At 68.8% G+C, this 24,500-nt stretch carries 26 protein-coding genes; 11 read left to right on the plus strand and 15 right to left on the minus strand.

Going from position 1 to position 24,500, the window contains the following annotated elements; translation table 11 throughout:
- Window positions 1-38 precede the first annotated feature (38 nt).
- Both AB5J49_RS21210 and AB5J49_RS21215 read right to left on the minus strand, forming a co-directional pair.
- Window positions 39-218: a DUF397 domain-containing protein gene (locus tag AB5J49_RS21210; RefSeq protein ID WP_369170194.1), complete on the minus strand. Its 180-nt coding sequence runs from the start codon at window positions 216-218 to the stop codon at window positions 39-41.
- On the minus strand, window positions 215-1,072 hold the full coding sequence (locus AB5J49_RS21215) for a DUF5753 domain-containing protein (RefSeq protein WP_369170195.1): 858 nt from the start codon (window positions 1,070-1,072) through the stop codon (window positions 215-217). Before AB5J49_RS21215 ends, AB5J49_RS21210 begins: the two co-directional genes overlap by 4 nt.
- Before the next feature lie 45 nt (window positions 1,073-1,117).
- On the opposite strand from AB5J49_RS21215, the gene AB5J49_RS21220 reads away from it, so the two are divergent.
- Window positions 1,118-1,555: a glutaredoxin domain-containing protein gene (locus AB5J49_RS21220; protein WP_369170196.1), complete on the plus strand. Its 438-nt coding sequence runs from the start codon at window positions 1,118-1,120 to the stop codon at window positions 1,553-1,555.
- A 150-nt stretch (window positions 1,556-1,705) separates the two neighbouring features.
- On the opposite strand, the gene AB5J49_RS21225 is transcribed toward AB5J49_RS21220, so the two are convergent.
- The 3 genes from AB5J49_RS21225 to AB5J49_RS21235 form a co-directional block, all read right to left on the minus strand.
- Window positions 1,706-3,214: a cellulase family glycosylhydrolase gene (locus AB5J49_RS21225; protein WP_369170197.1), complete on the minus strand. Its 1,509-nt coding sequence runs from the start codon at window positions 3,212-3,214 to the stop codon at window positions 1,706-1,708.
- Between the two features lie 133 nt (window positions 3,215-3,347).
- Window positions 3,348-4,169 carry an ABC transporter permease gene (locus tag AB5J49_RS21230; protein ID WP_369170198.1) on the minus strand — a complete coding sequence of 274 codons (822 nt, stop codon included), beginning with the start codon at window positions 4,167-4,169 and terminating at the stop codon, window positions 3,348-3,350.
- Window positions 4,166-5,164, minus strand: coding sequence for an ATP-binding cassette domain-containing protein (locus AB5J49_RS21235; protein WP_369170199.1), 999 nt, complete (start codon window positions 5,162-5,164; stop codon window positions 4,166-4,168). The genes AB5J49_RS21230 and AB5J49_RS21235 overlap by 4 nt, the downstream gene beginning before the upstream one ends.
- 89 nt (window positions 5,165-5,253) lie before the next feature.
- Between AB5J49_RS21235 and AB5J49_RS21240 the strand changes: the two genes are divergently transcribed.
- On the plus strand, window positions 5,254-6,045 hold the full coding sequence (locus tag AB5J49_RS21240; RefSeq protein ID WP_369170200.1) for a TetR/AcrR family transcriptional regulator: 792 nt from the start codon (window positions 5,254-5,256) through the stop codon (window positions 6,043-6,045).
- A 4-nt stretch (window positions 6,046-6,049) separates the two neighbouring features.
- On the opposite strand, the gene AB5J49_RS21245 is transcribed toward AB5J49_RS21240, so the two are convergent.
- Window positions 6,050-7,021, minus strand: coding sequence for a WD40 repeat domain-containing protein (locus AB5J49_RS21245; RefSeq protein WP_369170201.1), 972 nt, complete (start codon window positions 7,019-7,021; stop codon window positions 6,050-6,052).
- Window positions 7,022-7,151: 130 nt separating this feature from the next.
- Between AB5J49_RS21245 and AB5J49_RS21250 the strand changes: the two genes are divergently transcribed.
- Window positions 7,152-7,829: an SGNH/GDSL hydrolase family protein gene (locus tag AB5J49_RS21250; protein ID WP_369170202.1), complete on the plus strand. Its 678-nt coding sequence runs from the start codon at window positions 7,152-7,154 to the stop codon at window positions 7,827-7,829.
- A 124-nt stretch (window positions 7,830-7,953) separates the two neighbouring features.
- Here the strand turns inward: AB5J49_RS21250 and AB5J49_RS21255 are convergent, their stop codons facing one another.
- Complete coding sequence (locus AB5J49_RS21255; protein WP_369170203.1) at window positions 7,954-9,567, minus strand: amidase; 1,614 nt, start codon at window positions 9,565-9,567, stop codon at window positions 7,954-7,956.
- Between the two features lie 188 nt (window positions 9,568-9,755).
- On the opposite strand from AB5J49_RS21255, the gene AB5J49_RS21260 reads away from it, so the two are divergent.
- Together AB5J49_RS21260 and AB5J49_RS21265 are read left to right on the plus strand one after the other, a co-directional pair.
- Window positions 9,756-10,157, plus strand: coding sequence for a hypothetical protein (locus AB5J49_RS21260; RefSeq protein ID WP_369170204.1), 402 nt, complete (start codon window positions 9,756-9,758; stop codon window positions 10,155-10,157).
- A 77-nt stretch (window positions 10,158-10,234) separates the two neighbouring features.
- Window positions 10,235-10,615, plus strand: coding sequence for a hypothetical protein (locus AB5J49_RS21265; protein WP_369170205.1), 381 nt, complete (start codon window positions 10,235-10,237; stop codon window positions 10,613-10,615).
- A gap of 73 nt (window positions 10,616-10,688) precedes the next feature.
- Here AB5J49_RS21265 and AB5J49_RS21270 read toward each other — a convergent pair whose 3' ends face one another.
- Window positions 10,689-11,636, minus strand: coding sequence for a nuclear transport factor 2 family protein (locus AB5J49_RS21270; RefSeq protein WP_369170206.1), 948 nt, complete (start codon window positions 11,634-11,636; stop codon window positions 10,689-10,691).
- A 121-nt stretch (window positions 11,637-11,757) separates the two neighbouring features.
- Here AB5J49_RS21270 and AB5J49_RS21275 point away from each other — a divergent pair, with 121 nt between their 5' ends.
- Complete coding sequence (locus AB5J49_RS21275; RefSeq protein WP_369170207.1) at window positions 11,758-12,750, plus strand: aldo/keto reductase; 993 nt, start codon at window positions 11,758-11,760, stop codon at window positions 12,748-12,750.
- 238 nt (window positions 12,751-12,988) lie between these two features.
- Here AB5J49_RS21275 and thpR read toward each other — a convergent pair whose 3' ends face one another.
- Window positions 12,989-13,561, minus strand: coding sequence for an RNA 2',3'-cyclic phosphodiesterase (thpR, locus tag AB5J49_RS21280; RefSeq protein WP_369170208.1), 573 nt, complete (start codon window positions 13,559-13,561; stop codon window positions 12,989-12,991).
- 26 nt (window positions 13,562-13,587) lie between these two features.
- Between thpR and AB5J49_RS21285 the strand changes: the two genes are divergently transcribed.
- Together AB5J49_RS21285 and AB5J49_RS21290 are read left to right on the plus strand one after the other, a co-directional pair.
- Window positions 13,588-14,106, plus strand: a complete 519-nt coding sequence (locus tag AB5J49_RS21285) for a GNAT family N-acetyltransferase (protein ID WP_369170209.1) — start codon at window positions 13,588-13,590, stop codon at window positions 14,104-14,106.
- Window positions 14,107-14,211: 105 nt separating this feature from the next.
- Window positions 14,212-14,799 (plus strand): Uma2 family endonuclease, encoded by a 588-nt coding sequence (locus AB5J49_RS21290; RefSeq protein ID WP_369170210.1) that lies wholly within the window; start codon window positions 14,212-14,214, stop codon window positions 14,797-14,799.
- 15 nt (window positions 14,800-14,814) lie between these two features.
- Here the strand turns inward: AB5J49_RS21290 and AB5J49_RS21295 are convergent, their stop codons facing one another.
- On the minus strand, window positions 14,815-16,212 hold the full coding sequence (locus tag AB5J49_RS21295; RefSeq protein ID WP_369170211.1) for an MFS transporter: 1,398 nt from the start codon (window positions 16,210-16,212) through the stop codon (window positions 14,815-14,817).
- A gap of 28 nt (window positions 16,213-16,240) precedes the next feature.
- Window positions 16,241-16,678 (minus strand): MarR family winged helix-turn-helix transcriptional regulator, encoded by a 438-nt coding sequence (locus tag AB5J49_RS21300; RefSeq protein ID WP_369170212.1) that lies wholly within the window; start codon window positions 16,676-16,678, stop codon window positions 16,241-16,243.
- 119 nt (window positions 16,679-16,797) lie between these two features.
- On the opposite strand from AB5J49_RS21300, the gene AB5J49_RS21305 reads away from it, so the two are divergent.
- Window positions 16,798-16,980 (plus strand): CopG family antitoxin, encoded by a 183-nt coding sequence (locus AB5J49_RS21305; RefSeq protein ID WP_369170213.1) that lies wholly within the window; start codon window positions 16,798-16,800, stop codon window positions 16,978-16,980.
- On the opposite strand, the gene AB5J49_RS21310 is transcribed toward AB5J49_RS21305, so the two are convergent.
- Window positions 16,973-18,424, minus strand: a complete 1,452-nt coding sequence (locus AB5J49_RS21310; protein ID WP_369170214.1) for an NCS2 family permease — start codon at window positions 18,422-18,424, stop codon at window positions 16,973-16,975. The genes AB5J49_RS21305 and AB5J49_RS21310 overlap by 8 nt on opposite strands.
- 118 nt (window positions 18,425-18,542) lie before the next feature.
- Here AB5J49_RS21310 and AB5J49_RS21315 point away from each other — a divergent pair, with 118 nt between their 5' ends.
- Window positions 18,543-18,830, plus strand: coding sequence for a DUF2530 domain-containing protein (locus AB5J49_RS21315; RefSeq protein WP_369170215.1), 288 nt, complete (start codon window positions 18,543-18,545; stop codon window positions 18,828-18,830).
- A gap of 104 nt (window positions 18,831-18,934) precedes the next feature.
- Window positions 18,935-21,331, plus strand: a complete 2,397-nt coding sequence (locus tag AB5J49_RS21320) for an HAD-IC family P-type ATPase (protein WP_369170216.1) — start codon at window positions 18,935-18,937, stop codon at window positions 21,329-21,331.
- Between the two features lie 13 nt (window positions 21,332-21,344).
- Here the strand turns inward: AB5J49_RS21320 and AB5J49_RS21325 are convergent, their stop codons facing one another.
- From AB5J49_RS21325 to AB5J49_RS21335, 3 genes are all read right to left on the minus strand, one after another.
- On the minus strand, window positions 21,345-22,256 hold the full coding sequence (locus AB5J49_RS21325) for a hypothetical protein (RefSeq protein WP_369170217.1): 912 nt from the start codon (window positions 22,254-22,256) through the stop codon (window positions 21,345-21,347).
- A 251-nt stretch (window positions 22,257-22,507) separates the two neighbouring features.
- A complete protein-coding gene (locus AB5J49_RS21330; RefSeq protein ID WP_369170218.1) occupies window positions 22,508-23,446 on the minus strand; it encodes a hypothetical protein in 939 nt (312 codons plus the stop codon).
- A 117-nt stretch (window positions 23,447-23,563) separates the two neighbouring features.
- Entirely contained in the window at window positions 23,564-24,343 is a 780-nt protein-coding gene (locus AB5J49_RS21335; RefSeq protein ID WP_369170219.1) for a calcium-binding protein, read from the minus strand.
- Window positions 24,344-24,500 lie beyond the last annotated feature (157 nt).

The raw sequence follows: 24,500 nt of genomic DNA on the forward strand, positions 1-24,500 counted from the left end.
ACGGTACAAGTAATTACTGGCGTGCGCCGCCCGCCCGACTATCCGAACTGCCGGATGAAGGCCTGCCGGCCCTCGCGGGAGACGGTGAGGAGGGGGCCGTCCTGCTGCTTGCTGTCACGGACGGCGCGGCCGCCGGGGGCGGTGTCGGCGACCTCGACGCAGGCGTTCTCCTGTCCCGAGTACGACGACTTCCAGAAGGGGCTTACGACCTCGGTCACGATGTGTCTTCCTTCAGGCTCCGCAGTACGCCCCGGATGAGCTTCGCGCTCGCGTCCGGCGTCAACGCTGACGATCGCAGTAGGTCGAACGCATTGGCGTAAGCCGCAAGGTCCTCGGCCCCTTCAAGGACAGACGTGCCTCGCAGATTGTCCATGGCGACCGCTTCGACCGTCGGCTCCTCATCGAAGCTGAAGGAGTACAAGGCGGAGGAGTAACCAGCCAGGATGCCCGCACTGAACGGCAGCACCTGCACGGTGACGTTCTTCCGCTTGCCGATCTCCAGGATCGCGGACAGCTGCTCGCGGTGAGTCTCGACGTTCACCAGCGGTTGAGCGAGGACCGGTTCCCAGAGGATGGCCGTGTACGAGGCTCCGCCCTCTTCGATCTTCGCCTGCCTGCCCACACGGACCTTCACCAACTGGGCGGCCCGTTCCGGCTCCATGCAGTTGGGGCCGTGAGCGATAACCGCCTCTGCATAGGCCGGAGTTTGCAGTAGCCCCGGCACCATCACCGGCTGCCACTCGCGGATGTACGTCGCGTCATCCTCCAACGCGATGTGATCGACGTAGTCCGGCCGCAGGTGCTCGGCATGTTCGATCCACCAGCCCCGGTTCTTGGAGTGCTTGGCCAACTCCTCTAGCTTGCTGCGCACTTCTTGTTCCGTCACGCCGTACGCATCCAGCAGCAACCGCACCTCGATGACGCGCGCGGTGACGTGACCGCTCTCAAGGCGGCTGACCCTCGCCTGACTTGCCGCGATGATCTCGGCGGCCTTCGGCTGCGCCCCGAATCGCGGGATCCGTGAACTCCCGTGCCCACTGGACAGATGAACGCGGCTTGGATCGAGGAGCATCCCGACTCATCGATGGCCTCCGTCTCATCGATAGCCTTCGTCCCCATGATGCGCGCTTGGATCTTGCCGACGCTGCTTGTGCTCTGTGGCTCAGCCCTTGCGGCTGAGCTGGTCTTCAGCGGGACCCCAGGCGCCGCCGCGGCACTCCTGCTGGTGTTCGTGCTGCTCGCAGGCGTGAACTCGCCTCTGCCCTTCCCGAGGTCGATCGGTGCGCTGGAGGCAGAACGCCGCAGTGCGGTCGATGGCCGGCCGGTCGTCTTCTGGCGGCCGGGGTGCAAGTACTGCCTGCGACTGCGCATCCGGTTGGGCCGTGACGCCCGCCAGTTGCACTGGGTCGACATCTGGCGCGACCCGGCTGGAGCGGCAGCGGTGAGGGCGGCCAACGACGGCAATGAGACCGTGCCGACCGTGGTCGTGGCGGGCCGAGCACACGTCAGCCCCGCTGCTGAGTGGGTGCGCGAGCAGCTCTCCCGTTCCGCTTGATCAGGATCGCTGTGCTGAATGTGGTCACTGCGCGATCCTGCCGGGCCGGATGAGCGGTCCGGTCGCACCGCGCCTGCCGAGCGACGCTGCAGTCGTCTAGAGCGGTACGACGATGAGGGGCGCCCGGCACTCGCCGGGCGCCCCTCGCGCTCACGTCGCCGTACAGCTCACACTCGGCACACCTCCGCCCCCGGGCGCCCCCGAGAACCCGAAGCTCGCCGTGCCACCGGCCGCTATCGCCCCGTTATGGTCGGCGTTCGATGCGCTGACGGTGCTCCCGCTCTGCGTGTACGACGCGTTCCACATGCTGGTGACCTTCTGTGCCCCGCCCCAAGTCCACATCACTTTCCAGGACTTGACGGGCACGGCACCCGCGTTGGTCACCCTCACCTCGGCGTTGAAGCCACCGCCCCAGTCGCTGCTGACCGTGTAAACGGCGCTGCAGGTGGCCGTGGAGCCGCCGGGGCCGGGATCACCCCCGCCGCCCCCGCTCCCCGGAAATCCCGGCGCCTTGATGCTCGCCAGATACCCGTCCTTCACGGTGTCCACGGTCGACCAGTCGTCCTTCAGAATCCCGCCCGTGTCACCGGAGTTGGGGTTCCACGACCAGAACGTCCAGTGGAACGAGTCCGCCCCGTACGTCGACGTCGACCGCAGGTACGTCACCAGCGCCGTCAGCCACTTCTGGTCCACCGTCGACTGGAGCGTCGTACCGAACTCGCCGATCCACACGGGGGCGATGTTCTGCTTGAAGAGGTAACCCCAGTACCGGTCCCAGACGCCCGGCATGTTGCCGGGGAACGCCGGATCGCTGAGCCAGGGCTGCTGGGCCACGCTGGTGGCGTAGTCGTGGGCCGAGTACACGAGCCGGTTCGGGACGTCGAGCTGGACCGGGTACTGGGCCACGCCCATGAGGTTGCCGCCCCACCAGCCGCTGACGCCGTCGTACGACTGGACGCCCTCGACCATGATCAGCAGCTCGGGGTTGACGGACAGGACGGCGTTCCCGGCCCGTTGGGCGGCGAGGCGCCAGTCGCGGGTCGTGTCGCCGCATCCCCAGCAGGCGGGGTCGTGGGGCTCGTTGTGCAGGTCGATGCCGACGACCGTGCTGTCGCCCTTGTAGCGCTGCGCCAGTGCCTTGAGGTTGGCGATCCACGTCGACTCGGGGACCGACGCCGTGTACCAGAGCGCCGACTGGCCGCCGGAGTCGGGACGATGCCGGTCGAGGACGACCTTCAGGCCGGTCCGACCGGCGTACGCCACGATCTTGTCGAGGACCTGCACGGACGTCAGCCCCTGCAGGTCGGCGTTCTTGCCGTCGGCGAAGTTGATGCTGTCCGGCATGGTGCCGGGCTTGAGGATGTCGTCGCTGAAGGGCAGGCGCAGGGTGTTGTAGCCCAGCGATCGCATCTGGTCGAGCATGCTCTTGTAGTCGCGGGCCCACAGGCCGTGCAGGACGTGGTTGCCGGTCTCGAAGCCGAACCAGTTGATCCCGGCGATACGGACCGGCTGCCCGGCCGCGTCCAGGATCTGCCGACCGCTGGTGTGCCAGTAGCCGGCGCCGGGATCCGCCGCGTGGGCGGTCTGCGCACCGGCCCCCAGCGGTAACAGAAGCGCCGCCGCGGCAGCACACAGCGCTCTTCGCAAGCTGCGGAACATGTCGCTGCTTCCTCTCGGGAGGCGCGGGCCCGGAACAGGTGGGAGCGCTCCCACATCCCGCACCTCCCATGGAAGACAGGTCGGTTGGACACGTCAAGGACGCGGTATCAATTTGCGGCTCCGCCGCGCGGCATCACCGGCTCAGCTTCTGGAACCTCCGCACCGCGAGCGGCAGGAAGATCGCCGTCAGGACCACCGGCCACACCCCGGCCATCAGCAGCGCGTGCTGCTCGACCCAGGAGTCCCCGCCCACGACCGGCGTACCGAACAGCTCACGGCCGGCCGCGGCGGTGGACGAGATCGGGTTCCAGGCCGCCACCCAGCCGAGCCAGTCGGGCATCAGCTGCGGCGCGACGAAGATGCTGGAGATCATCGTGAGCGGGAAGGCGACGGCGAACAGACCGCCCGCGGCCTCCGGGTTGGGGACCATCAGGCCCAGCCACACCCCGATCCAGATCAGCGCGAACCGCAGCCACAGCAGCAGACCGAAGGCGCCGAGGAAGCCGAACCCGCCGTCCGGGCGCCAGCCCATCGCGAAGGCCGTCAGCATCATGATCGCCAACTCCGCACAGGCGGTGAGCAGATCGGTGATCCCGCGCCCCGCGACCACCGCGGACGAGGCCATCGGCATGGAGCGGAACCGGTCGATGACACCCTTGGTGGAGTCGTGGACGACGAGGGTGGCGGTGTTGATGAAGCCGAACGCCATCGTCATCACGAACATGCCCGGCATCAGGAAGTCCTTGTAGTCCCCGCCGCCGGGCACCTTCATCGCGCTGCCGAAGACATAGCCGTAGAGCAGGACGGACAGGATCGGGAAGCCCAACTGCCAGGCGATGTTGACCGGTTGGCGCTGGTAGTGGGTGAGGCCGCGGCGGACGACGTTCCAGACGTCGGCGAGGGTCCAGTACAGGCGGCCGTGCGTGGCCGGGGCAGGCAGGTCCACGGCGGTCATGCGACGGCCTCCTTCTCGGCCTTCCCGGCCTTCTCGGTGCGGTGTCCGGTCAGGCGCAGGAAGACGTCGTCGAGGCTCGGCCTGCGCAGCCCGATGTCCTCGACCTGGACGCCCTCGTCCTGCAGCGTCCGCGCGACCTCGGTCAGCGCGGCCACCCGGTCGACCACGGGCGCGTGTACCCGCAACTCGCCCTCCTCCGTCTCCGGTTCGCCGTCCGAGACGCGGGCGACGACCTTCGCCACCTGCGGGATGTCGGCCCGTTCGGCGACGACGACCTCGATACGGTCGCCGCCGACGAGGTTCTTCAGTCCGTCCGGGGTGTCGTCGGCGATGGCCCGGCCCTGGTCGATGACGGTGATGTGCGAGGCCAGCTTGTCGGCCTCCTCCAGGTACTGCGTGGTCAGCAGCACAGTCGTGCCGCTTGCCACCAACGCCCGTACGGAATCCCAGACCTCGCCCCGGCTACGGGGGTCGAGCCCGGTCGTCGGCTCGTCGAGGAAGAGGACGGCCGGGGCGAGGATCATCGAGGCGGCGAGGTCGAGACGGCGCCGCATACCGCCGCTGTAGTCGCCGACGCCCTTGTCGGCTGCGTCGGTCAGGTCGAACTGATCGAGGAGCTGCGCGGCACGCACCTTCGCCCGCCTGCCGCCCAGATGGAAGAGCCGGCCGAACATCTCCAGGTTCTGCCGCCCGGTGAGCACCTCGTCCACGGCGGCGTACTGCCCGGTGAGCCCGATGCGCGCCCGCACCTCGCGCGGCTGCCGGGCCACATCCAGACCGGCCACCGTCGCCCGGCCGCCGTCCAGCCTGATCAGCGTGGACAGGATGCGTACGGCGGTGGTCTTGCCCGCGCCGTTCGGCCCGAGCAGACCGTGCACCGTCCCCTCACGAACGGCCAGGTCGAAGCCGTCTAGGGCGCGCTTCTCGCCGTAGCGCTTCTCCAGCCCTTCGGCCCGCACCGCGCATCCGTCGTTCCCGTCGCTTCCTTCACCCATGGGGTCCCCCTTTCGATAACTGAGTACACCGTACCCGATTTCGCGTACGCCGTACTCAGTTTTTTTCGGGAGGACTTAAGCTGAACTGCATGACGAGCGGCAAGGGCGACACCAGCGGTACGGAGACCAGCGGCAGCGGCGACATCGTCCGCACGTTGGAGCTGCTCTGGGACGCGGGCCCACGCCCGAGCCGGGGGCCCAAGCCGACCCTCACCCTGGACCAGATCGTGGAAGCGGCCGTCCGGGTCGCGGACGGCGAGGGCCTGGAGTCGGTGTCCATGCGCCGGGTCGCCGCCGAGCTGGGCACCGGCACGATGTCGCTGTACCGGTACGTCCCCGGCAAGGCCGAGCTGCTCGACCTGATGCTGGACCGTGTCCAGCGCCCCTCCGAGAACCCGGCCGCCCTCGGCGACGGCGGCTGGCGCTCGGCCCTGGAGGCCATGGGACGGGCGACCCTGGACCTCTACCGCCGCCACCCCTGGCTGCTCCAGGTCAACCAGTCCCGCCCGATCCTCGGCCCGAGTGCCGTGGACGCCATGGAGAAGGTGCTCGACCGCATCAAGCCGATGGGCCTGACCGACCCCGAGCTGGTCTCGGCGATCATCATGATCGACAGCTACGTCGTCGGGGCCGCGCGCACCCAGCTGTACCAGCGGGAGGCGGAGCGCCGCACGGGCCTGACGGACACGGAGTTCTGGCAGGCCCAGGCACCCATGCTGGAGAAGATCATGGCCTCCGGCCGCTACCCCTTGCTCGCCTCCCTCCACGAGGACGCCTGGGGCCCCGACTTCGACCACTTCGAGTTCGGACTGCAACGGATCCTGGACGGACTCGACGTCCTGGTCGCCCGGCGCGCAGAGACATCACCCCGGACGCCGTAACCGCTCACCTGCGGCGCACCAGCCGCCGGAACCCGAAGACCACGACGCAGGCCACGAGCACCGCGACGGCGCCGACCTTGAGGTCGCCCGTCCTGCCGCTGTCGCCCTCGCCGGAGGAGGCTGAACTCCCGCTGCCGGACGATGAGTCGGAGGATCCGGCGCCCCCGGGGGCGTCCTTCGCCACGACGTTGCTGTTGGCGCCCTCGCTGCCGAGCATGATCTTCGTGCCGTCGGCGGAGTAGGAGACGGACTCCCCCTGGCCCAGGGGCACGTTGATGCGCTCCAGCCGCTTGAGCCTGCCGCCGTTCCAGTCGTAGGCGATGCCGCCGAAGTAGCCGCGTGCGGCGAGGGTTTCGCCGTCCGGGGAGAAGGCGGCGTCGGTGGCCCACAGGTCGACCGGGGTGACGGGCTTGAAGACGTTCGTGCCGCTGGCGGAGAGCTCGGCCGGCGCCTCGTACAGGTGCCCGCCGTCCTCCTGCTTGTCGATGATGTAGACGCGCCCGGTCCTGGGGTGCACGACGAGGGACTCGGCGTCGCGGGGCCCGTCGGAGTACTTCACCACGTACTGCGTGGCACGGATCGTCTGGTCCTTGAGCGTCTTGGGCTCGGGCAGCCGGTAGACCCACACATAGGGCCACTCCACACCGTCGTTGTCGCCGATGTCGCCGACGTAGATCTCGTTCCCGGGCCCCATGGAGATCGCCTCCACGTCGCGCGGGGTGCCCACGCCGGTCATGGTGATCGTCGCGACGGTCTCGCCGGTGCCGCTGTCGACGGCGTAGAGGTAGGCACCCTTGTCCTGGTCGTTGTGCGTCCAGTAGATGCCGGGGTGCTGCCGCGACGCGGCGAGGCCGCTGGACTCCGTGATGCGCGGGTCCTTGATCGTGAAGTCCTCGTCGCCGTCGGCGGCGGAGGCGGGCAGGGCGCACGCGCCCGCGATCAGGAATCCGGCGAGAAGGGCGATCGGTCGGCGCATGTCCCCAAGCCTGCCATCCGGCCCGGTGATTCGGCGGCCGAGTGACCGGCGGGGTGAACCGCTCCGGGAGTGTCAGGCTTCACACTCCGCCGGTCCCTACCGACAGGTAGCGATCGTCCATCATGAGCGGATGCTCAGGTTCATGCCCGTCGGCGACTCCCAGACCATCGGCAGCGCCGGCGAACACACGTGGCGCTACCGCATGTGGCAGCACCTGCATGAGACGTACGGCGGCCCCTTCGCCCTCGTCGGCCCGCGCGAGACCCTGTACGACAAGGCGATGGACGCGCCCACGTCGTACGAGTACGCCGACCCCGACTTCCCCCGCGCCCACCTCGCCGGCTGGGGCGAGGGCTGGCTGCACATGGCCCCGCTGATCGGCGAGGCGGTGCGGTCGCACCGGGCGGATGTGCTGCTGGTGTCGCTGGGCCTGATCGACCTGGGCTTCTACACGAACGCGGAGCAGACGGCGGAGAACGTACGGGAGTTCGTGGCGGCGGCAAGGGCGGCGAACCCGACGGTGCGGATGGCCGTACTGCCGGTGATCCCGAACGTCCGCGCCACCTCGGACGCGCCCTTCGCCGCCGAGGTCACCCGCTTCAACGAACTGCTGGCCAAGGCGGTGGCGGACCTGGACGAGCCCCGCTCGCCCCTGCTCCTGGCCTCCCCTCCCCCGTCGTACGACATCCACCTCGACACGTACGACGGCACGCACCCGAACGCGAGCGGCGAGCACAAGATCGCGGAGGCCTTCGCGGACGCGATGTATCAGGCGTGGGGGTTGGGCGAGCCGTACGAGGCCGCGTGACGGTCGACGGCGTCCACGAGGACGCCCGCGCACGGGCGGACGCCGGGTAACAGGTCGCCGTCCCCACGCTCATCCCCGTCCGGGTGCGGTGGAGGAGGGGGAGGAGGGGCTGGGTGTCGGGCTCTCAGAACCCCACATCGGCCGCCCGGTACGTCGGCGGTCGCCGCACCCGGCTCGCCCGCTCGTAGGCGTACGCCAACCGAAGCAGCGTCGGCTCGCTCCACGCCGTGCCCATGAAGGTCAGGCCGACCGGCAGGCCGAAGGCGAAGCCCGCCGGGACGCTGATCGCGGGGTAGCCGGCGAGCGCGGCGGGGGTCGAGGCGCCGCCGCCGTAGGTGTCCCCGCGGATCAGGTCGATCTTGGCCGGGGGGCCGGAGGTCGGCATCACCAAGGCGTCCAGCCGGTGCCGGCGCAGCACCGCGTCGATGCCCTCGGCACGCGACAGGCGGTGGCTGGTGGCCAGCGCCTCCCGGTACTCACGCTCGGTGAAGTCCAGCTGGTGCACCGCCTCCAGTCCGTCCTGGCGTACGTAGCGCAGCTCGCGGTCGGCGTGCGCACGGTTGAACTCGATGAGCTCGGCGAGGCTGCGCGGGTGGTCGCCGGGGGCGGCGGCCAGGTAGGCGTCCAGCCCCCGTTTGATCTCGTACGCCTGGACGATCATCGAGCCGGGCAGGTCCTCCAGTTGCCCGGCCGTCGGGATGTCGGCCGGGTCGACGACGGTCGCACCGGCCGCGCGGAGCACGGCGATCGCCCGTTCCGCGATCTCGTCGGCATGGTCGCTGTAGCCGAAGTACACGGCTCGCGGCACGCCGATGCGCGCACCGCGCAGCCCGTCGGCGTCCAGGAAGCGGGTGTAGTCACGGTGGAAGCGGCCGCGGCTCGCCTCGGTCGCCGGGTCGCGCGCGTCGACCCCGACAAGGGTCCCGAGCAGGATCGCGGCGTCCCGGACCGTACGCGCCAGCGGCCCGACACTGTCCTGGCTCGGCACTCCGGGGATCACACCGCCGCGTCCGACCAGTCCGACGGTCGGCTTGACCCCGACGACGCAGTTCGCCGAGGCCGGGTCGATGATCGAGCCGTTCGTCTCGGTACCGATCCCGGCGACGCACAGGTTCGCCGCGACGGCGACGCCCGTACCGGAGCTGGACTCGTTCGGCGACCGGTCCAGCTTGTAGGGGTTGCGGGTCTGACCGCCGCGGGCGCTCCACCCGGCGTGGTGGGTGAGCGACATCCCGCCCGCCCACTCGCTCAGGTTGGTCTTGCCGAGGATGACGGCACCGGCGGCCCGCAACCGGGCGGCGACCGTGGCGTCCCGCGCCGGCCGCAGGCCTTCCAGGGCGAGCGAGCCCGCCGTCGTGTGCATCCGGTCCCCGGTCTCCACCAGGTCCTTCAGCAGGACGGGCATGCCGTGCAACGGCCCCCGGGGGCCCTGCTCGGCGTCCAGCCGCCGAGCCTCGCGCAGGGCGTCGGGGTTGACCTCGATCACCGAGCGCAGGAGCGGATCGATGCGGTCGATCCGGTCCAGGTAGTAGTGGGTGAGGCGTACGGCGTCGAGCCGTCCGTCGGCCATCCGTCCGCGCAGCTCCGCGATGCCCAACTCGTCGAGCTCTCCGGAGAAGTCGGCGGGGGTCCGGGGCTGGGCATGGGCTCGGGCCTGGGCTGTCCCGAGCCAGGGTGTGGCCGCCGCCGCGGTACCCAGCGCGAGCACGCCTCGGCGTGTGGTGTTCATCCGCTCCATGAACCTCGACGCTACGGACGCGATCGCCGTAACTCGCCCCGGCTGTCCCCCGGTTCCACGCGGGAGTCATCCCCACACGGCACCGGGGGACAGCCCGAGGAGCAGCGCATTGTCCAAGCTACGCTTCCCTCACGTTGATCAGAGAAGCGAGACGCGGAGAGCAGGTGCAGCCAATGAGGAAGGGCCGCTTGGGCATTTGGGTCGGTGGGGCACTGCTCGCGGGATGGCTCACCACCATTGTCGTCAGCATTAACAACGAGTCCCCCGGTGGAGCCCCTGACCTGAATTCCCTCGAAGAGCACACCGTCACGGCACTGCACACCCAGGACGCGGATGAATTCCAGCTGCTCTTCACCGAGGACAGCGTCGCCGACGACTATGCGGCGAACTATCTGAATCGCCTCGGCAAAACGGCCGCAAAGAATTCACGAGGAGCTGTTAAAAAGTCCGCGGACGCCACCTACATCGTGGTCGACGGCCCCGGAACTTGCACGGCCTGGCAGGTGATCGAAACGGAAAAGCGCTGGTATCTCGACGGAACGCCGCCCGTGCTCGACACATTGTGCAGCAACAGTGAAAAGCGGCGATAACAACTTGCCGGGCAAGATCACCGATCATTAGCGTCAACTCCGACCGAGCAACTCGATTGCAATTACGGGGAGTTGACGTGCTCAATCGCACACGTACCGCCATCATGGCCGGGGCCTGTCTGATCGGAGCCCTGTCCATTTCGCCGCCCGCATACGCCTCCGGCAGTGGCTGCACCGGAAATCCGGGCAGCAGCGGATCCAAGTGCATATCCGTCACGGGCACCAAGCTCAAGGTGAATACGGTCAAGACCACCCTCACCAAGAACCACGCCGACGACTGCGGCAAGGCCACCATCACCATCGGCTCCTGGAAGAAGACCAGCGGCAGGATCTGCGAGGCCCGGGACTTCTCCTGGGGCCCGATCACGGTCAACAAGTCCTTCAGGGACGGCACCAAGGCGTGCGCCAGCTGGTCCAACTACCCGCGGGGCAAGGCCTGCGTGACCATCCACGACTGATCCGGAACGGCACAGAGGTGCGGGGTGACCTCGACGGCCACCCCGCACCCACGCCCGCTTCAGAACATCCCGTTCAGAACATCCCGTTGTCGTTCGCCGAAGTCTCCGGCACGTCCTGCAGCACGTCCCAGTGCTCGACGATCTTCCCGTTCCGCACCCGGAAGAGATCGACGACCGCCATGCCCCGCTCACCCGGCGCGTTCACATAGTGGCTGTGCACCGCCACCAGGTCGCCCTCGGCGATCACCCGCTTCGGTGTGACCGTCAGCTGCGGGAACGCCTCGAAGTAACCGCCCAGCCCTGACTTCGCGCCCGCCACACCGTCGGCGATCGTCGGGTTGTGCTGGTGGTACTCGGGGCCCCAGTACCGGTCGAGGGCGGACAGGTCCTTCTGGACGATGAGTTGGTCGAAGGCCTTGGTGACGAGCTTCTTGTTGTACGCCGTGAGCCAGGCCGGCCCCGGCTGCTCGGTGCGCGGCCAACTCACCGTGGAGAACATGTCGTTGCCGTTGGCGGAGCCCTCCGGCACGTTCTGCCCCGTGTCCCAGTGCTCGGCGATCTTGCCGCCCTGGAAGCGGAAGATGTCGAACACGGCCTGACCGCGCGCGCCCGGCGTCAGGACCACGTGGGAGTGGACCAGCACGAGGTCGCCCTCGGAGATGACCCGCTTGACGTCGTACCGGGCGTCCGGGAACTGCTGGTGGACGGACGTGGCCAGGTTCTTCAGCGTCTCGGCGCCGTCGGGTGCGAACGGGTTGTGCTGGATGTAGTCCGACCGCACGAAACGGTCCACGACCTCGGTGTCGCCCTGCTCGAACACACCCTTGAGCACGCGGACGGTGACGGCCTTCTGGTAGCCGAGGCGCACGGAGTCCGAGTAGCCGGCGAAGGAAGCGGTGGACGCGGCGGAGGCAGCGGAAGCAGGCGCGGAGGCGACAGCCGGCACGGCGGCGGCACCGAGCAGGGCGGCCGAGGCGACTACCGCGACGAGGGCCCTACGGGCAGGGGAGGTGGGGGTCACGACGCTCTCTTCCCAATGAGATTGAAAGTTCAAGCTAGTGCTAACCAAAGGAAAGCACTAACTAGTGGTTAGCGTCAAGATCGCTTGCTTGGAGCGCGCTCCAAGCCGTTGGCTGAAGGTCATGAAGTACACGCAGCTCGGACGCACAGGACTCAAGGTCAGCCGACTCGTCCTCGGCACCATGAACTTCGGTCCGCAGACCGACGAAGCGGACAGTCACGCGATCATGGACGCGGCGCTGGACGCGGGCATCAATTTCTTCGACACGGCGAACGTGTACGGCTGGGGCGAGAACAAGGGCCGCACCGAGAGCATCGTCGGCAACTGGTTCGCGAAGGGCGGCGAGCGGCGCGACAAGGTCGTCCTCGCCACCAAGGTGTACGGCAACATGGCCGCGGACGGCGAGGCGTGGCCCAACCACGACAAGCTGTCGGCGGTGAACATCCGGCGCGCCGTGGACGCCTCGCTCAAGCGGCTGCGGACCGACTACATCGACGTCTACCAGTTCCACCACATCGACCGCGCCACCCCCTTCGAGGAGATCTGGCAGGCCATCGATGTGCTGGTCCAGCAGGGGAAGATCCTGTACGTCGGCTCGTCCAACTTCCCCGGGTACAAGATCGCCCAGGCCAACGAGATCGCCGCCCGGCGCGGCGGCACCATCGGCCTCGTCAGCGAGCAGTGCCTCTACAACCTCTACGAGCGCCGCGCCGAGATGGAGATCATCCCGGCCGCGCGGGACTACGGCCTCGGCGTCATCCCGTGGTCGCCGCTGCACGGCGGACTGCTCGGCGGCGTCATCAAGAAGGAGGGCGAGGGCCGACGGAGCAACTCGGGGCGGGCCGCCGACGCCCTGGCCGACCCGGCCGTACGCACGAAGGTCCAGGCGTACGAGGACCTGCTCGACAAGCACGGCCTGGAGCCCGGCGAGGCGGCCCTGGCCTGGCTGCTCACCCGCCCCGGCGTGACCGGCCCGATCGTCGGCCCCCGCACGGGCGAACAGCTCGCCTCGGCCCTGCGCGCGGCGGAGCTGGAGCTGAGCGGCGAACTGCTGGCAGGACTGGACGAGATCTTCCCGGGCCCGGGGCCCTCCCCGGAGGCTTTCGCCTGGTGACACCTGACTGGCGCCGGTGACCGGTGCTCAGCGAGCGGGAGGTCCTCGTACGGATCTACCGCATGCGCGGCACCGAGAACCGGGCCGCCACCGTCGGCGAAGGCGTCCGGCTGGGGCTGATCGAGCTCACCTGACGGTCCTAGCGTCCGAGCGCCGCCGCGGTGGCCACCAGCACGAACATCAACACAAGCGCACCGGCCATGATCCGGTTCCGGGTTTTCGGGTCCACGCCACGAGCCTAACCGGCCCCTCCGAGCGGCCGGCGGGCGACCGCCTCGTACCGGGGCTGCTCGCCCGCCACCCCCGACTTCGGCAGATTGCTGCGCACCAGCACCAGCTCGTCCACCGTCCACGTACGGCTCGTGAACGCTCCGAGGGCCGCGACATACGGCCGTACGTCCACCGCCGACCGGCTCCTCGCCACCGTCAGGTGGGCCTTGTACCGCCGGTGCTCCCCCATCGGCACCCCGGCCTTGCGCGCCGCCGCCTCGCTGCGGTCCGCCAGCAGCCGCAGGGTCTCCAGGTCCCCCTCCGCGCCCGTCCATAGGGCCCGCCCGTGCCCGAACTGCCCGCCGCCGCTGAGCGCCAGCGGGAAGGACGCCGTACGGTGCGCGGCGCGCTCCAGGCGGGCCGACAGGTCGGGTACGAGGGCGTCGTCGACCTCGCCGTAGAAGGCGAGGGTGAAGTGCCAGCCGGGCCGGCCGGTCCAGCGCAGCCCGTCCGCGCCGGGCAGCTTCTTCAACTCGGCGACTTCTGCGGCCAGTTCGTTGGTGACGTCCTCTGGTGGCAGCACGGCGGCGAAGAGTCTCATGGGATCCAGCCTGGCACCATGACGGCATGGAGATCACCATCAGAGAAGGCGGGCCCGACGACATCCCCGCGATACTCGGCATGCTCGACAGCTGTGTGGAGTGGCTGGTCGCCCAGGGGCGCCCGGGTCAGTGGGGGACGAAGCCTCTGTCGGAGAACGCGAAGGTGGCGGAATCGGTCGCCCGGGACATGGAGGTGGGCAGCGCGTTCATCGCCGAGATCGACGGCGTGCCGGCCGCCACCCTCACCCTCACGGACGCGCCCGGCGCCTACCTGGCCCATCTCCCACCGCCCGGCGAGCCCGAGCGCTACATCCACTGGCTCGCCTCCGACCGCCGCTTCAAGGGGTCCGGCGTGGGCAGCGCCCTGCTCGCGCACGCCGCCGAGGAGACCCGGCGCGCGGGCCTCTCGCTGCTGAGGGTGGACTGCTACGCGGGCGACGACGGCGGGCTCGTCCGCTACTACGAGCGCCACGGCTTCGTCCGTACCGAGACCTATGTGGGGAAGGACGACTGGCCGGGGCAGGTGCTGGCCCGGAGGGTCTAGTCCCCTCCGGGCCGTGAGCGTGACTATGGCCACACGTGACCCGGTCACCGTGCGTATCGTTGTACTGCGCGGCTGTCCGTGACCGAGCGGCCGAGGAGCGCCACGATGACCGTCCTTGACGACAGGATCGAGATGGCCGAGGAGAGTGGCGAGCTGACTCTGGACGTCTTGTTCGAGTGCCTCGAGAAGATGCCCATCCCCGAAGGGACGAAGGTCGAGATCGTCGGGGGAAACATCTTCATGTCACCGCAGCGGCAGAACCACTGGGAAATCATTTTCGACATCGCGGAGCAGTTGCGCGCCAAGTACCCCCGCAAGCGGTTGGCATCGGATGTGCGGATCGACTTCCCCGGGCATCTGAACGGCTTCGCCTCCGACCTTGCGGCCATGGCCGAGAGGTCGGTGAAGGACAGCAAGGGCCGTTGGCGCTATCAAGACGTCGAATTCGTGGCCAAGGTCATCTCCAAAGACACCGCGGGCAACGACTACGGCCCGAAGAAGGACACCTACGCCGCGGCCGAAGTGCCGGTGTACCTGATCGTGGATCCGTACACCGGCGAGTGGCATCTGCATACCCTGCCGAAGGACGGCAAGTACCACAGCGACGTCAGCTTTCCGTTCGGCGAGGACATCAACCTGACCAGTACCCCGGTCGGCCTCACCCTCAAGACTGACGAGTTCCCCCGCGACTGACCCGGACGCCCCCTCCTACGCCACCGTCGCCAGCTGCTCGTCCCGCTGTTCCCGCTGTTCCCGAGGGACGAAGCGGGCGTGCGGATGACCCTGATTCCAGCCCACCGACAGCCGCAGGCCACCGACCCGAGCCAGGACCAGGGCGATCGTGACGGCCGCGGCGGCGGTGATCGCGCCACCCAACGCCAGGCCCGCCCGCACGCCGTACGCGTCCGTGACCCAGCCGGCGATCGGCGCGCCCAGTGGTGCGCCACCCATGAACACCATCATGTACAGGGCCATCACGCGGCCCCGCATGGCCGGGTCGGTGGTCATCTGGATGCTGCTGTTGGCGGTGACGTTCACCGTCATGCCGAACATGCCGATGGGGGCCATGAGCAGGGCGAACAGCCACAGGGAGGGCGCGAGAGCGGCCACCATCTCCATGGTGCCGAAGGCCACCGCCCCCGCGATCAGCACCCGCATCCGGGCCGTACCGCGCCGCGCGGCGAGCAGGGCGCCCGCCAGGGAGCCCACTGCCATCAGGGTGTTGAAGAGGCTGTAGGAACCGGCGCCCGCGCGGAAGACGTCGTCGGCGAAGGCCGACAGATAGACCGGGAAGTTGAAGCCGAAGGTGCTGACGAACCCGGCGAGTGTGATGGTCCAGATCAGCTCCGGGCGCCCGGCGACATACCGCAGCCCCTCCCGCAGCTGCCCCTTGGCACGCGGGGCCCGCTCGACGACATACAGCTCACGCGCCCGCATCAGCAGCAGACCGGCGATGGGTGCGACGAAGGACAGGCCGTTGGCCAGGAACGCCCACCCCGTACCGACACCGGTGATCATCAGGCCGGCCACGGCGGGGCCGATCAGGCGGGCGGACTGGAAGTTCGCCGAGTTGAGGCTCACCGCGTTCTGGAGCTGGTCGGGGCCGACCATCTCGGAGACGAAGGACTGCCGGGCCGGGTTGTCGACGACCGTGGCGAGGCCTACGGCGAAGGCGGCGAGGTAGACGTGCCAGATCTGGACGTGTCCGGTGAGGGTGAGGACGGCCAGCGCGATACCGGTGAAGGCCATCGACGTCTGTGTGACGAGCAGCGTGCGCCGCTTGGGCAGACGGTCGACGAGGACGCCGCCGTAGAGGCCGAAGAGCAGCATCGGCAGGAACTGCAGGGCCGTCGTGATACCGACGGCGGTGGCGGAGCCGGTGAGGCTGAGCACCAGCCAGTCCTGGGCGATGCGCTGCATCCAGGTGCCGGTGTTGGAGACGACCTGGCCGAGGAAGAACAGGCGGTAGTTCCTGACCTTCAGCGAGCTGAACATCGAGGACTTGGCGGGCCTGGCGGACTTGGGGGTCCGGGGGCCCTCAGGGGCGGATATGGAGTCGTCGGCGTCTGGTGCGGGGGCGGAAGCTGCTCCGGATCCCGTACTCAATAGGGGTTCGCCTCCTCGCGAATATGGCTTACAGGTGTGCGAGCTTCTCCAGCACGGGGGCGGCGGCGCGCAGTTTCGCCCACTCGTCCTCGTCGAGGCCGTCGACCAGGACGGCCAGGAAGGCGTTGCGCTTGCGGCGGCTCTCCTCGAGCATCGCCTCGGCCTGCTCGGTCTTCGTGACGACCTTCTGGCGCCGGTCCTCCGGATGTGGCTCCAGACGGACCAGCCCCTTGGCCTCCAGCAGGGCGACGATGCGGGTCATCGAGGGCGGCTGGACGTGCTCCTTGCGGGCGAGCTCACCGGGGGTGGCCTTGCCGCAGAGGGAGAGGGTGCCCAGCACCGACATCTCGGTGGGGCTCAGCGACTCGTCGACCCGCTGGTGCTTGAGCCGGCGTGACAGTCGCATCACGGCGGAGCGCAGAGAGTTCACGGCGGCAGCATCGTCGCCATGGGTAAGGTCCGACATGTTCTTTAGCATAACTCATTACCCTGACTAAAGACCACCGGGTTCGGTATCACTCATTCGGGTGGTCCCGTGGCAGAACGTGACACGGCGGACCGGCGGGTGCCGCAACCCTCGTGTCCATGGGGACCAGCGTGCTCAGCCTGCGGATAGACCACGAGCTGCTCGAACGACTCCGAGAGCACGCGGCGAAAAGAGGAATGAGCGTCCAGGACTACGTCGTCCGGACGCTCATCCGCGATGACTTCGACGCGCGGTTCCAGTCCGCGGTCGAGGAGACCGAGAAGTTCTACGGGCTTACGTGAGGCCCAGCGCCGGCATCAGGTAGTAGAAGCCGAACACCGCCGCCACGACGTACATCGCGACCGGCACCTCGCGGCCCCGCCCGGCGGCCAGGCGCAGCACCGCGAAGGTGATGAAGCCCATACCGATGCCGTTGGTGATCGAGTAGGTGAACGGCATCATCACCATCGTCACGAAGGCCGGGATCGCGACCGTGTAGTCGGCCCAGTCGATCTCCTTGACGGAGTTCGCCAGGATCAGGAAGCCGACCGCGAGCAGGGCCGGGGTGGCCGCCTGGGACGGGACCATGGTGGCGACGGGCGTCAGGAAGAGCGCCACGCCGAACAGGGCGCCGGTGACGACGTTCGCGAATCCGGTACGGGCACCCTCGCCGACGCCGGCCGTGGACTCCACGAAGGCCGTGGTGGCCGAGGAGGAGCTGGCGCCGCCCGCGGCGACGGCGAGGCCGTCGACGAACAGGACCTTGTTGATGCCGGGCATCTGGCCCTGGGCGTCGGTCAGCTTGGCCTCGTCGCTGACGCCCATGATCGTGCCCATGGCGTCGAAGAAGCAGGACAGCAGGACGGTGAAGACGAAGAGGACGCCGGTCAGCGCGCCGACCTTCTCGAAGCCGCCGAACAGGCTGACCTGGCCGATCAGGCCGAAGTCGGGGCTGGCGACGGGGTTGCCGGGCCACTTGGGGGTCGTCAGGCCCCAGGACGGCACGTTCGCGACCGCGTCTATGAGGACGGCGAGCACGGTCATGGTGACGATGGAGATGAGGATCGCGCCGGAGACCTTGCGCACGATCAGCGCGAGGGTCAACAGCACGCCGAGGACGAAGACCAGGACCGGCCAGCCGTTGAGGTGACCGTCGCCGCCGAGCTGGAGGGGCACGGTCGTCCGGGCGGCGTCCGGGATGCGGGAGACGAAGCCGGAGTCGACGAGGCCGATCAGCATGATGAACAGGCCGATACCGATGGAGATGGCCTTGCGCAGGCTGTAGGGCACGGCGTTCATGACGCGCTCGCGCAGACCGGTGGCGACCAGCAGCATGACCACGAAGCCGGCGAGCACCACCATGCCCATGGCGTCCGGCCAGGACATCCGGGGCGCGAGCTGGAGCGCGACGACCGAGTTCACCCCCAGACCGGCGGCGAGCGCGATCGGCACGTTGCCGATGACACCCATCAGCAGCGTGGTGAACGCCGCCGTCAGGGCCGTCGCGGTGACCAGCTGTCCGTTGTCCAGCTGGTGGCCGTACAGGTCCTTCGCGCTGCCGAGGATGATCGGGTTCAGCACGATGATGTAGGCCATCGCGAAGAAGGTGGCGAGACCGCCGCGGATTTCCCGGGGCAGCGTGCTGCCGCGTTCGGAGATCTTGAAGAAGCGGTCGAGTGCGCCGTATGCGGGGCCGGCTCCCGGCTGTTCAGGGGCGGGGACCTTGGCGGGGGCCGAGGAGGGCATGTGTTCGGTGTTTCCTACGAAGAGAAGTGGTCAGACACAAACCGTTTCAGTATGAACATATAAGGGCCGGATCGGCCATCTCCGCGCGTAGACCTGATCGCCTCGTAAGCTGTCCTCCATGGCGAAGTGGACCCCCAAGCACGAGGCGCCGGAGCCCCTGGAAGGGCCCGTGGTCGCCACCATCACCGGCGGCACCATCATCTGGTTCGTCCTCTTCGTCGTTCAGCTGCCGTTCTACGGCTGGTTCGACGACCACGGCCACACCCGGTGGGTGTGGACCTGCCTGGCCGGCGGGGGCCTCGGGCTCATCGGCATCTGGTACGTCCGTAGGCGCGACGCGGCGATCAAGAGGGCGGCGGCGTCCGATGAACCCCGGGAAGCCACCGGCGAACCCCAGTCGTCCTGAGGTACCGCGCCCTACAACCCCGGCACGACACCCCGTCCTCCCCAGGTCGGAACTTCCGGTCACTCGGCGGGTGAAGCCGTAAATCCGCACGTACCGTCGAATGCATGACGCATACCGACGCGGGCGCCGAAGTGGACAACCCTGTGCACCCCGCCCCCGCCCCGGTGGCGACGGGCGGGCTGACCGCGGCCGAGGTGGCCGAACGGGTGGCGCGGGGGCAGGTCAACGACGTGCCGGTGCGCAGCAGCCGGTCCATGGCCGACATCGTCCGCGCCAACATCTTCACCCGTTTCAACGCGATCATCGGCGTGCTCTGGGTGGTCATGCTGTGCGTAGCGCCGATCCAGGACAGCCTGTTCGGCTTCGTGATCCTCGCCAACACCGGCATCGGGATCATCCAGGAGTGGCGGGCGAAGAAGACCCTCGACTCGCTCGCCGTGATCGGTGAGGCGCGGCCCACCGTGCGGCGGGACGGGGCCGCCGCCGAGGTCAGCACCTCGGAGATCGTGCTGGACGACCTGATAGAGATCGGGCCGGGCGACAAGGCCGTCGTGGACGGGGTGTGCGCCGAGGCGGACGGGCTGGAGATCGACGAGTCGCTGCTCACCGGGGAGGCCGACCCCGTCGTCAAGCGGCCGGGGGATCAGGTGTTGTCCGGCAGTTTCGTGGTCGCCGGGGGCGGTGCCTTCCAGGCCACCAAGGTCGGGCGTGAGGCCTACGCCGCCCAGCTCGCCGAGGAGGCCTCGCGGTTCACCCTGGTCCACTCCGAGCTGCGCTCCGGCATCTCCACCATCCTCAAGTACGTGACCTGGATGATGGTCCCGGCCGCGATCGGCCTGATCATCACCCAATTGGTCGCCAAGGACAACGAGCTCGACGACTCGATCGCCCGGACCGTCGGCGGCATCGTCCCCATGGTCCCGGAGGGGCTCGTGCTCCTCACCTCCGTCGCCTTCGCCATCGGCGTCATCCGGCTCGGCCGTCGGCAGTGCCTGGTCCAGGAACTCCCCGCCATCGAGGGCCTCGCCCGCGTCGACACCGTCTGCCTCGACAAGACCGGCACCCTCACCGAGGGCGGCATGGACGTCACCGAACTGCGGCCCCTGGGCGGCAGCGACGAGGAGTACATACGGAAGGTGCTGGGCGCCCTCGGCGAGTCCGACCCCCGCCCGAACGCCTCCCTCCAGGCCGTCATCGACGCCTACCCCGACGCCGAGGACTGGCGCTGCACCGAGTCCCTGCCCTTCTCCTCCGCCCGCAAGTACAGCGGCGCCACCTTCAGCGAGGGCAACTGCGAGGCCAGCACATGGCTGCTGGGCGCCCCCGACGTGCTCCTGCCCACCGACGACCCGGCCCTGGCCGAAACCGATCGGTTGAACGAACAGGGCCTACGGGTCCTGCTGCTCGCCCGCGCCGTCCGCGACCTCGACGATCCCGACGTCGCGGACGGCGCCAAGCCCGCCGCCCTCGTCGTACTGGAACAGCGGCTGCGCCCCGACGCCGCCGACACCCTGCGCTACTTCGCCGAGCAGAACGTCCGCGCCAAGGTGATCTCCGGGGACAACGCCGTGTCCGTCGGGGCGGTCGCGAACAAGCTCGGGCTGACCGGTACGACGGTCGATGCGCGCCGGCTCCCCGAGGACAAGGACGGCATGGCGACGGCTCTCGACGACGCCACGGTGTTCGGACGGGTCTCCCCGCAGCAGAAGCGGGACATGGTGGGCGCGCTCCAGTCCCACGGGCACACCGTCGCCATGACCGGCGACGGCGTGAACGACGTCCTGGCCCTGAAGGACGCCGACATCGGCGTGGCGATGGGTTCGGGGTCGGAGGCGACCCGGGCGGTCGCTCAGATCGTGCTGCTCGACAACAGCTTCGCGACGCTGCCGTCGGTGGTCGCCGAGGGGCGGCGGGTGATCGGCAACATCACGCGGGTCGCGACGCTGTTCCTGGTGAAGACCGTCTACTCGGTGCTGCTGGCGCTGATGGTGGTGTGCTGGCAGGTGGAGTACCCCTTCCTGCCCCGCCATCTGACCCTGCTCTCCACCCTCACCATCGGCGTCCCGGCCTTCTTTCTGGCCCTCGCGCCCAACAGGGAGCGCGCGAAACCCCATTTCGTACGGCGGGTCATGCGGTACTCGATCCCGGGCGGGCTGGTGGCCGCGGTGGCGACGTTCGCGACGTATCTGATCGCCCGGCACTACTACAGCGGGGAGGGCGCGTTGGACGCGGAGACCAGCGTCGCCACGCTGACGCTCTTCCTGATCTCGATGTGGGTCCTGGCCATCATCGCCCGGCCGTACACGTGGTGGCGGGTCGCGCTGGTGGCCGCGATGGGCCTCGGGTTCCTGCTGGTGCTGGTCGTGCCATGGCTGCAGGAGTTCTTCGCGCTGCGGCTGGTCGGGGTGACGATGCCGTGGATCGCGGTGGCGATCTCGGCGGTGGCGGCGGTCGCCCTGGAGTTCACGTGGACGTGGGTCGACCGCCGTTTCCCGGCGTAGCCTCTGCGCTCGGCTACTGGACGTCGATGAAGTCGCCGGTCGCGTTGACCGCCGGAGTCGTCGTCGTGCCCGCGAAGGTGTAGCGGAAGTAGCCGTCCTCGGTGGCCTTGACCGTGGTCTTCAGGTCGCCCGTGGCGTTGGTCTTGATGGTCTGCACCGTGGTGTAGGTGTTGCTGTTCTTCTTACGGAACTGCAGGTTCACCGGCTGCTCGACGTAGCCGTTGTACGTGCCGCGGTCCCAGTTGGCGCGGGACAGCTTGCCCGTGACGGTGATGGTCTTGCCCTTGGCGACGGGCTCCGGCGAGGCGTTCACCGTCAGCTTGGAGAAACGCTGCATCAGCGTGGTGCCGAGACCGCTCTGGCTCTTGTAGCCGACCTTGGTGATGTCGAAGGTCTCGCCGCTCGGGTTCTGGCCGTTGAAGGCGGTGGCCTCGGCCGCGGCCCGCCACGTCCCGGCGTCCGAGTTGAGCAGCTCGTGGTTGCCCGGGTAGACGTCGATGGTGCCCTTGCAGTCGGCGGTGGTCGCGGAGGTCGCGGTGCACTTGGCCGGCTTGTTGCCGTAGAGCATGTTGTCCGGCGCGGTGGCGGAGCCCCGGTAGACGATGGGGTCGGTGATGAAGTCGGCGGCGGTGATCTTGACATCCTCGCCGTGGGTCAGCGTGTACGTCACCGTGGCCGCGACGTGGTCGGTCGTGCCGACCTTGATCGCCTTGGCGATCTTGAAGTTGGAGAAGGTGACGTTCAGGGCGTACGGCTTGCCCTCCTCGGCCGGGGCCCTGCCGGACCCGGCGTCGGCGGCCTGGCGGATCTTCGCGACGTCCGCGCGCTGGGCGGCGGTGGAGTCGTCGGCCTGTGCGGCCGGAACGGCGAGGGCGGAGAGGGCCAGGGCGCCGGAGACGGCGGCCACGGTGGCTCTGATGCGCATGCGTTCCCCTGGTACGGAAAGGGGCCCCGCTGGTCGTCGTTCCGTGCACTGCCGGTCACGTCGGGGCCCGAGTGATCGTGGGGCCTGTTGACCCATGTGATCAGATAGGCGACGGGGGTCGCCGGTTGTGCGGCCGGTGCGGAACTTTCGTGAGCTTCGTCACGAACTCCCGGCGGGGGCCGGGAAGTTCGCGACGCATGCCCGTTTTACTCCTACTGCGCTACTGCCCTACTGCTTTACCGCCCTGCTGCCTACTGCACGTCGACGAAGTCACCGGTGGCGCTGACCGCCGGGGTCGTCGCGGTGCCCTCGAAGCGGTAGCGGAAGTAACCGTCCGCCGACGCGGTGACCGTGGTCTTCAGGTCGCCGTAGGTGTTCGTCTTGATGGTCTTCAGCGTGGTGTAGGTGCTGGAGCCCTTCTTGCGGAACTGCAGCTTCACCGACTGGGTGGAGTAGCCCGCGTACTTGTGGGTCTCCCAGTTGGCGCGCGTCAGCTTGCCGGTGACCGTGATGGTCTTGCCCTTCTTCACCGGCTCCGGCGAGGCGTTCACGGTCAGCTTGGAGTAACGCTGCAGCTTGGTGGTGCCCAGGCCGTCCTGCTCGGCGTAACCGACCTTGCTCCAGTCGATGTCCTCGGCGAGCGGGTCCTGGTCGTTGAAGTCGTACGCGTAGCCGCCGGCCTTCCACGTGGCGGCGTCGACGTTCTCCAGCTCGAAGTCCGGATAGATGTCGATGGTGCCCTTGCAGTTGGCGGTGGTGGCGGAGGTCGCCGTGCAGACCGGCCAGTCCTCGCCGTAGAGCAGGTTGTCCCACTCGGAGTAGGAGGCGCCGCGGTAGATCTCCACGTCCAGGTAGAAGTCGGGGGCGTTCAGGTCGATGTCCGCGGCGTGCGTGACCTTGTACGTCACCGGGACGGTCACCTGGTTGGTGGTGCCCGCGACGATCGGCTTGCCGTTGTTGACCTTCACGCCGGAGAAGGAGAGGTCCAGGGCGTACGGCGTGCCCTCGTCCTCGGCGGCGTAGGTGCTGCGGGCGGAGCCGCCGGCGTCCGCCTGACGCGCGGCCTGCAGGGCCTCCCGGACGTCTTCCTTGCCGTGCGAGGGGGCGTCGGCGGCCTGCGAGGCCGGCACGGCGAGGGCGGAGAGGGCCAGGGCGCCGGAGACGGCTGCCACGGTGGCTCGGATGCGCATGCGCTCCCCATGGGGATGAGGGACCCGGCGATGGTCGTCACGGGACCGGAGTGATGGTGGAATCGGGAACCGCCCGGCACCGGAGGAACCGGCACCGGGCGGCAGGCGTCACGCTGCTCAGCGAACGTCGATGAAGTCACCCGTGGCGTTGATCGCCGGGGTGGTCGTGGTGCCCGCGAAGCTGTAGCGGAAGTAGCCGTCCGCGGACGCGGTGACCGTCGTCTTCAGGTCGCCCGTGGTGTTCGTCTTGATGGTCTTCAGCGTGGTGTAGGTGCTGGAGCCACTCTTGCGGAACTGCAGCTTCACCGGCTGGGTGGAGTAGCCGTTGTACGTGCCGCGGTCCCAGTTGGCGCGGGTCAGCTTGCCCGTGACGGTGATGGTCTTGCCCTTGGCGACGGGCTCCGGCGAGGCGTTCACCGTCAGCTTCGAGGCGCGCTGGACGTTGAAGCTCTTGGCGTTTTCCTTCAGGACGTAGTCGGCGTCGTTGCCCGCGGCGATCGCCCAGACCTTCCAGCTGCCGGCCGCGCTGTTGACCACGTTGTAGCCCGGGTCGAGGTTGAAGGTCGACTTGCAGGTCGACGTGGTGGCGTTGACCACGGTGCAGGTGGCGCGGCCGTCGCTGCTGTTGGCCACGGCGCCCGTGTCGGAGCTGTCGATGTCGGCACCGTGGTACAGGATCGCCTGCGCCCAGTCGACGCCCGAGGCGTCCTTGACGGTGAAGGAGACCGTGACGGTCTTCGTGGTGGTCGCTCCGACGACCGCCGCCTTGCCGCCGTTCACGACGACGTTCGAGATCGTCGTGTCGCCCTCGACCTCGTCGGCCTGCGCGGCCGGGACGGCGAGAGCGGAGAGGGCCAGGGCACCGGTGACGACGCCCAGGGTGGCACGCATGCGCATGTGTCGTTCCCCACGTGGAGAAGGGGGTCCCGGCGCCGGTCGCGTGTCGTACCGAGCGGCCCAGGGCGCCTTGCGGGACCCGAGTGATCAGGGAGCCTGTTGGCTCGCATGATCAGATCCACGACACAAGTGAAAGGTTGTACGACTCCTGAATAAT

This window comes from Streptomyces sp. R28 (assembly GCF_041052385.1).
Taxonomy (GTDB): domain Bacteria; phylum Actinomycetota; class Actinomycetes; order Streptomycetales; family Streptomycetaceae; genus Streptomyces.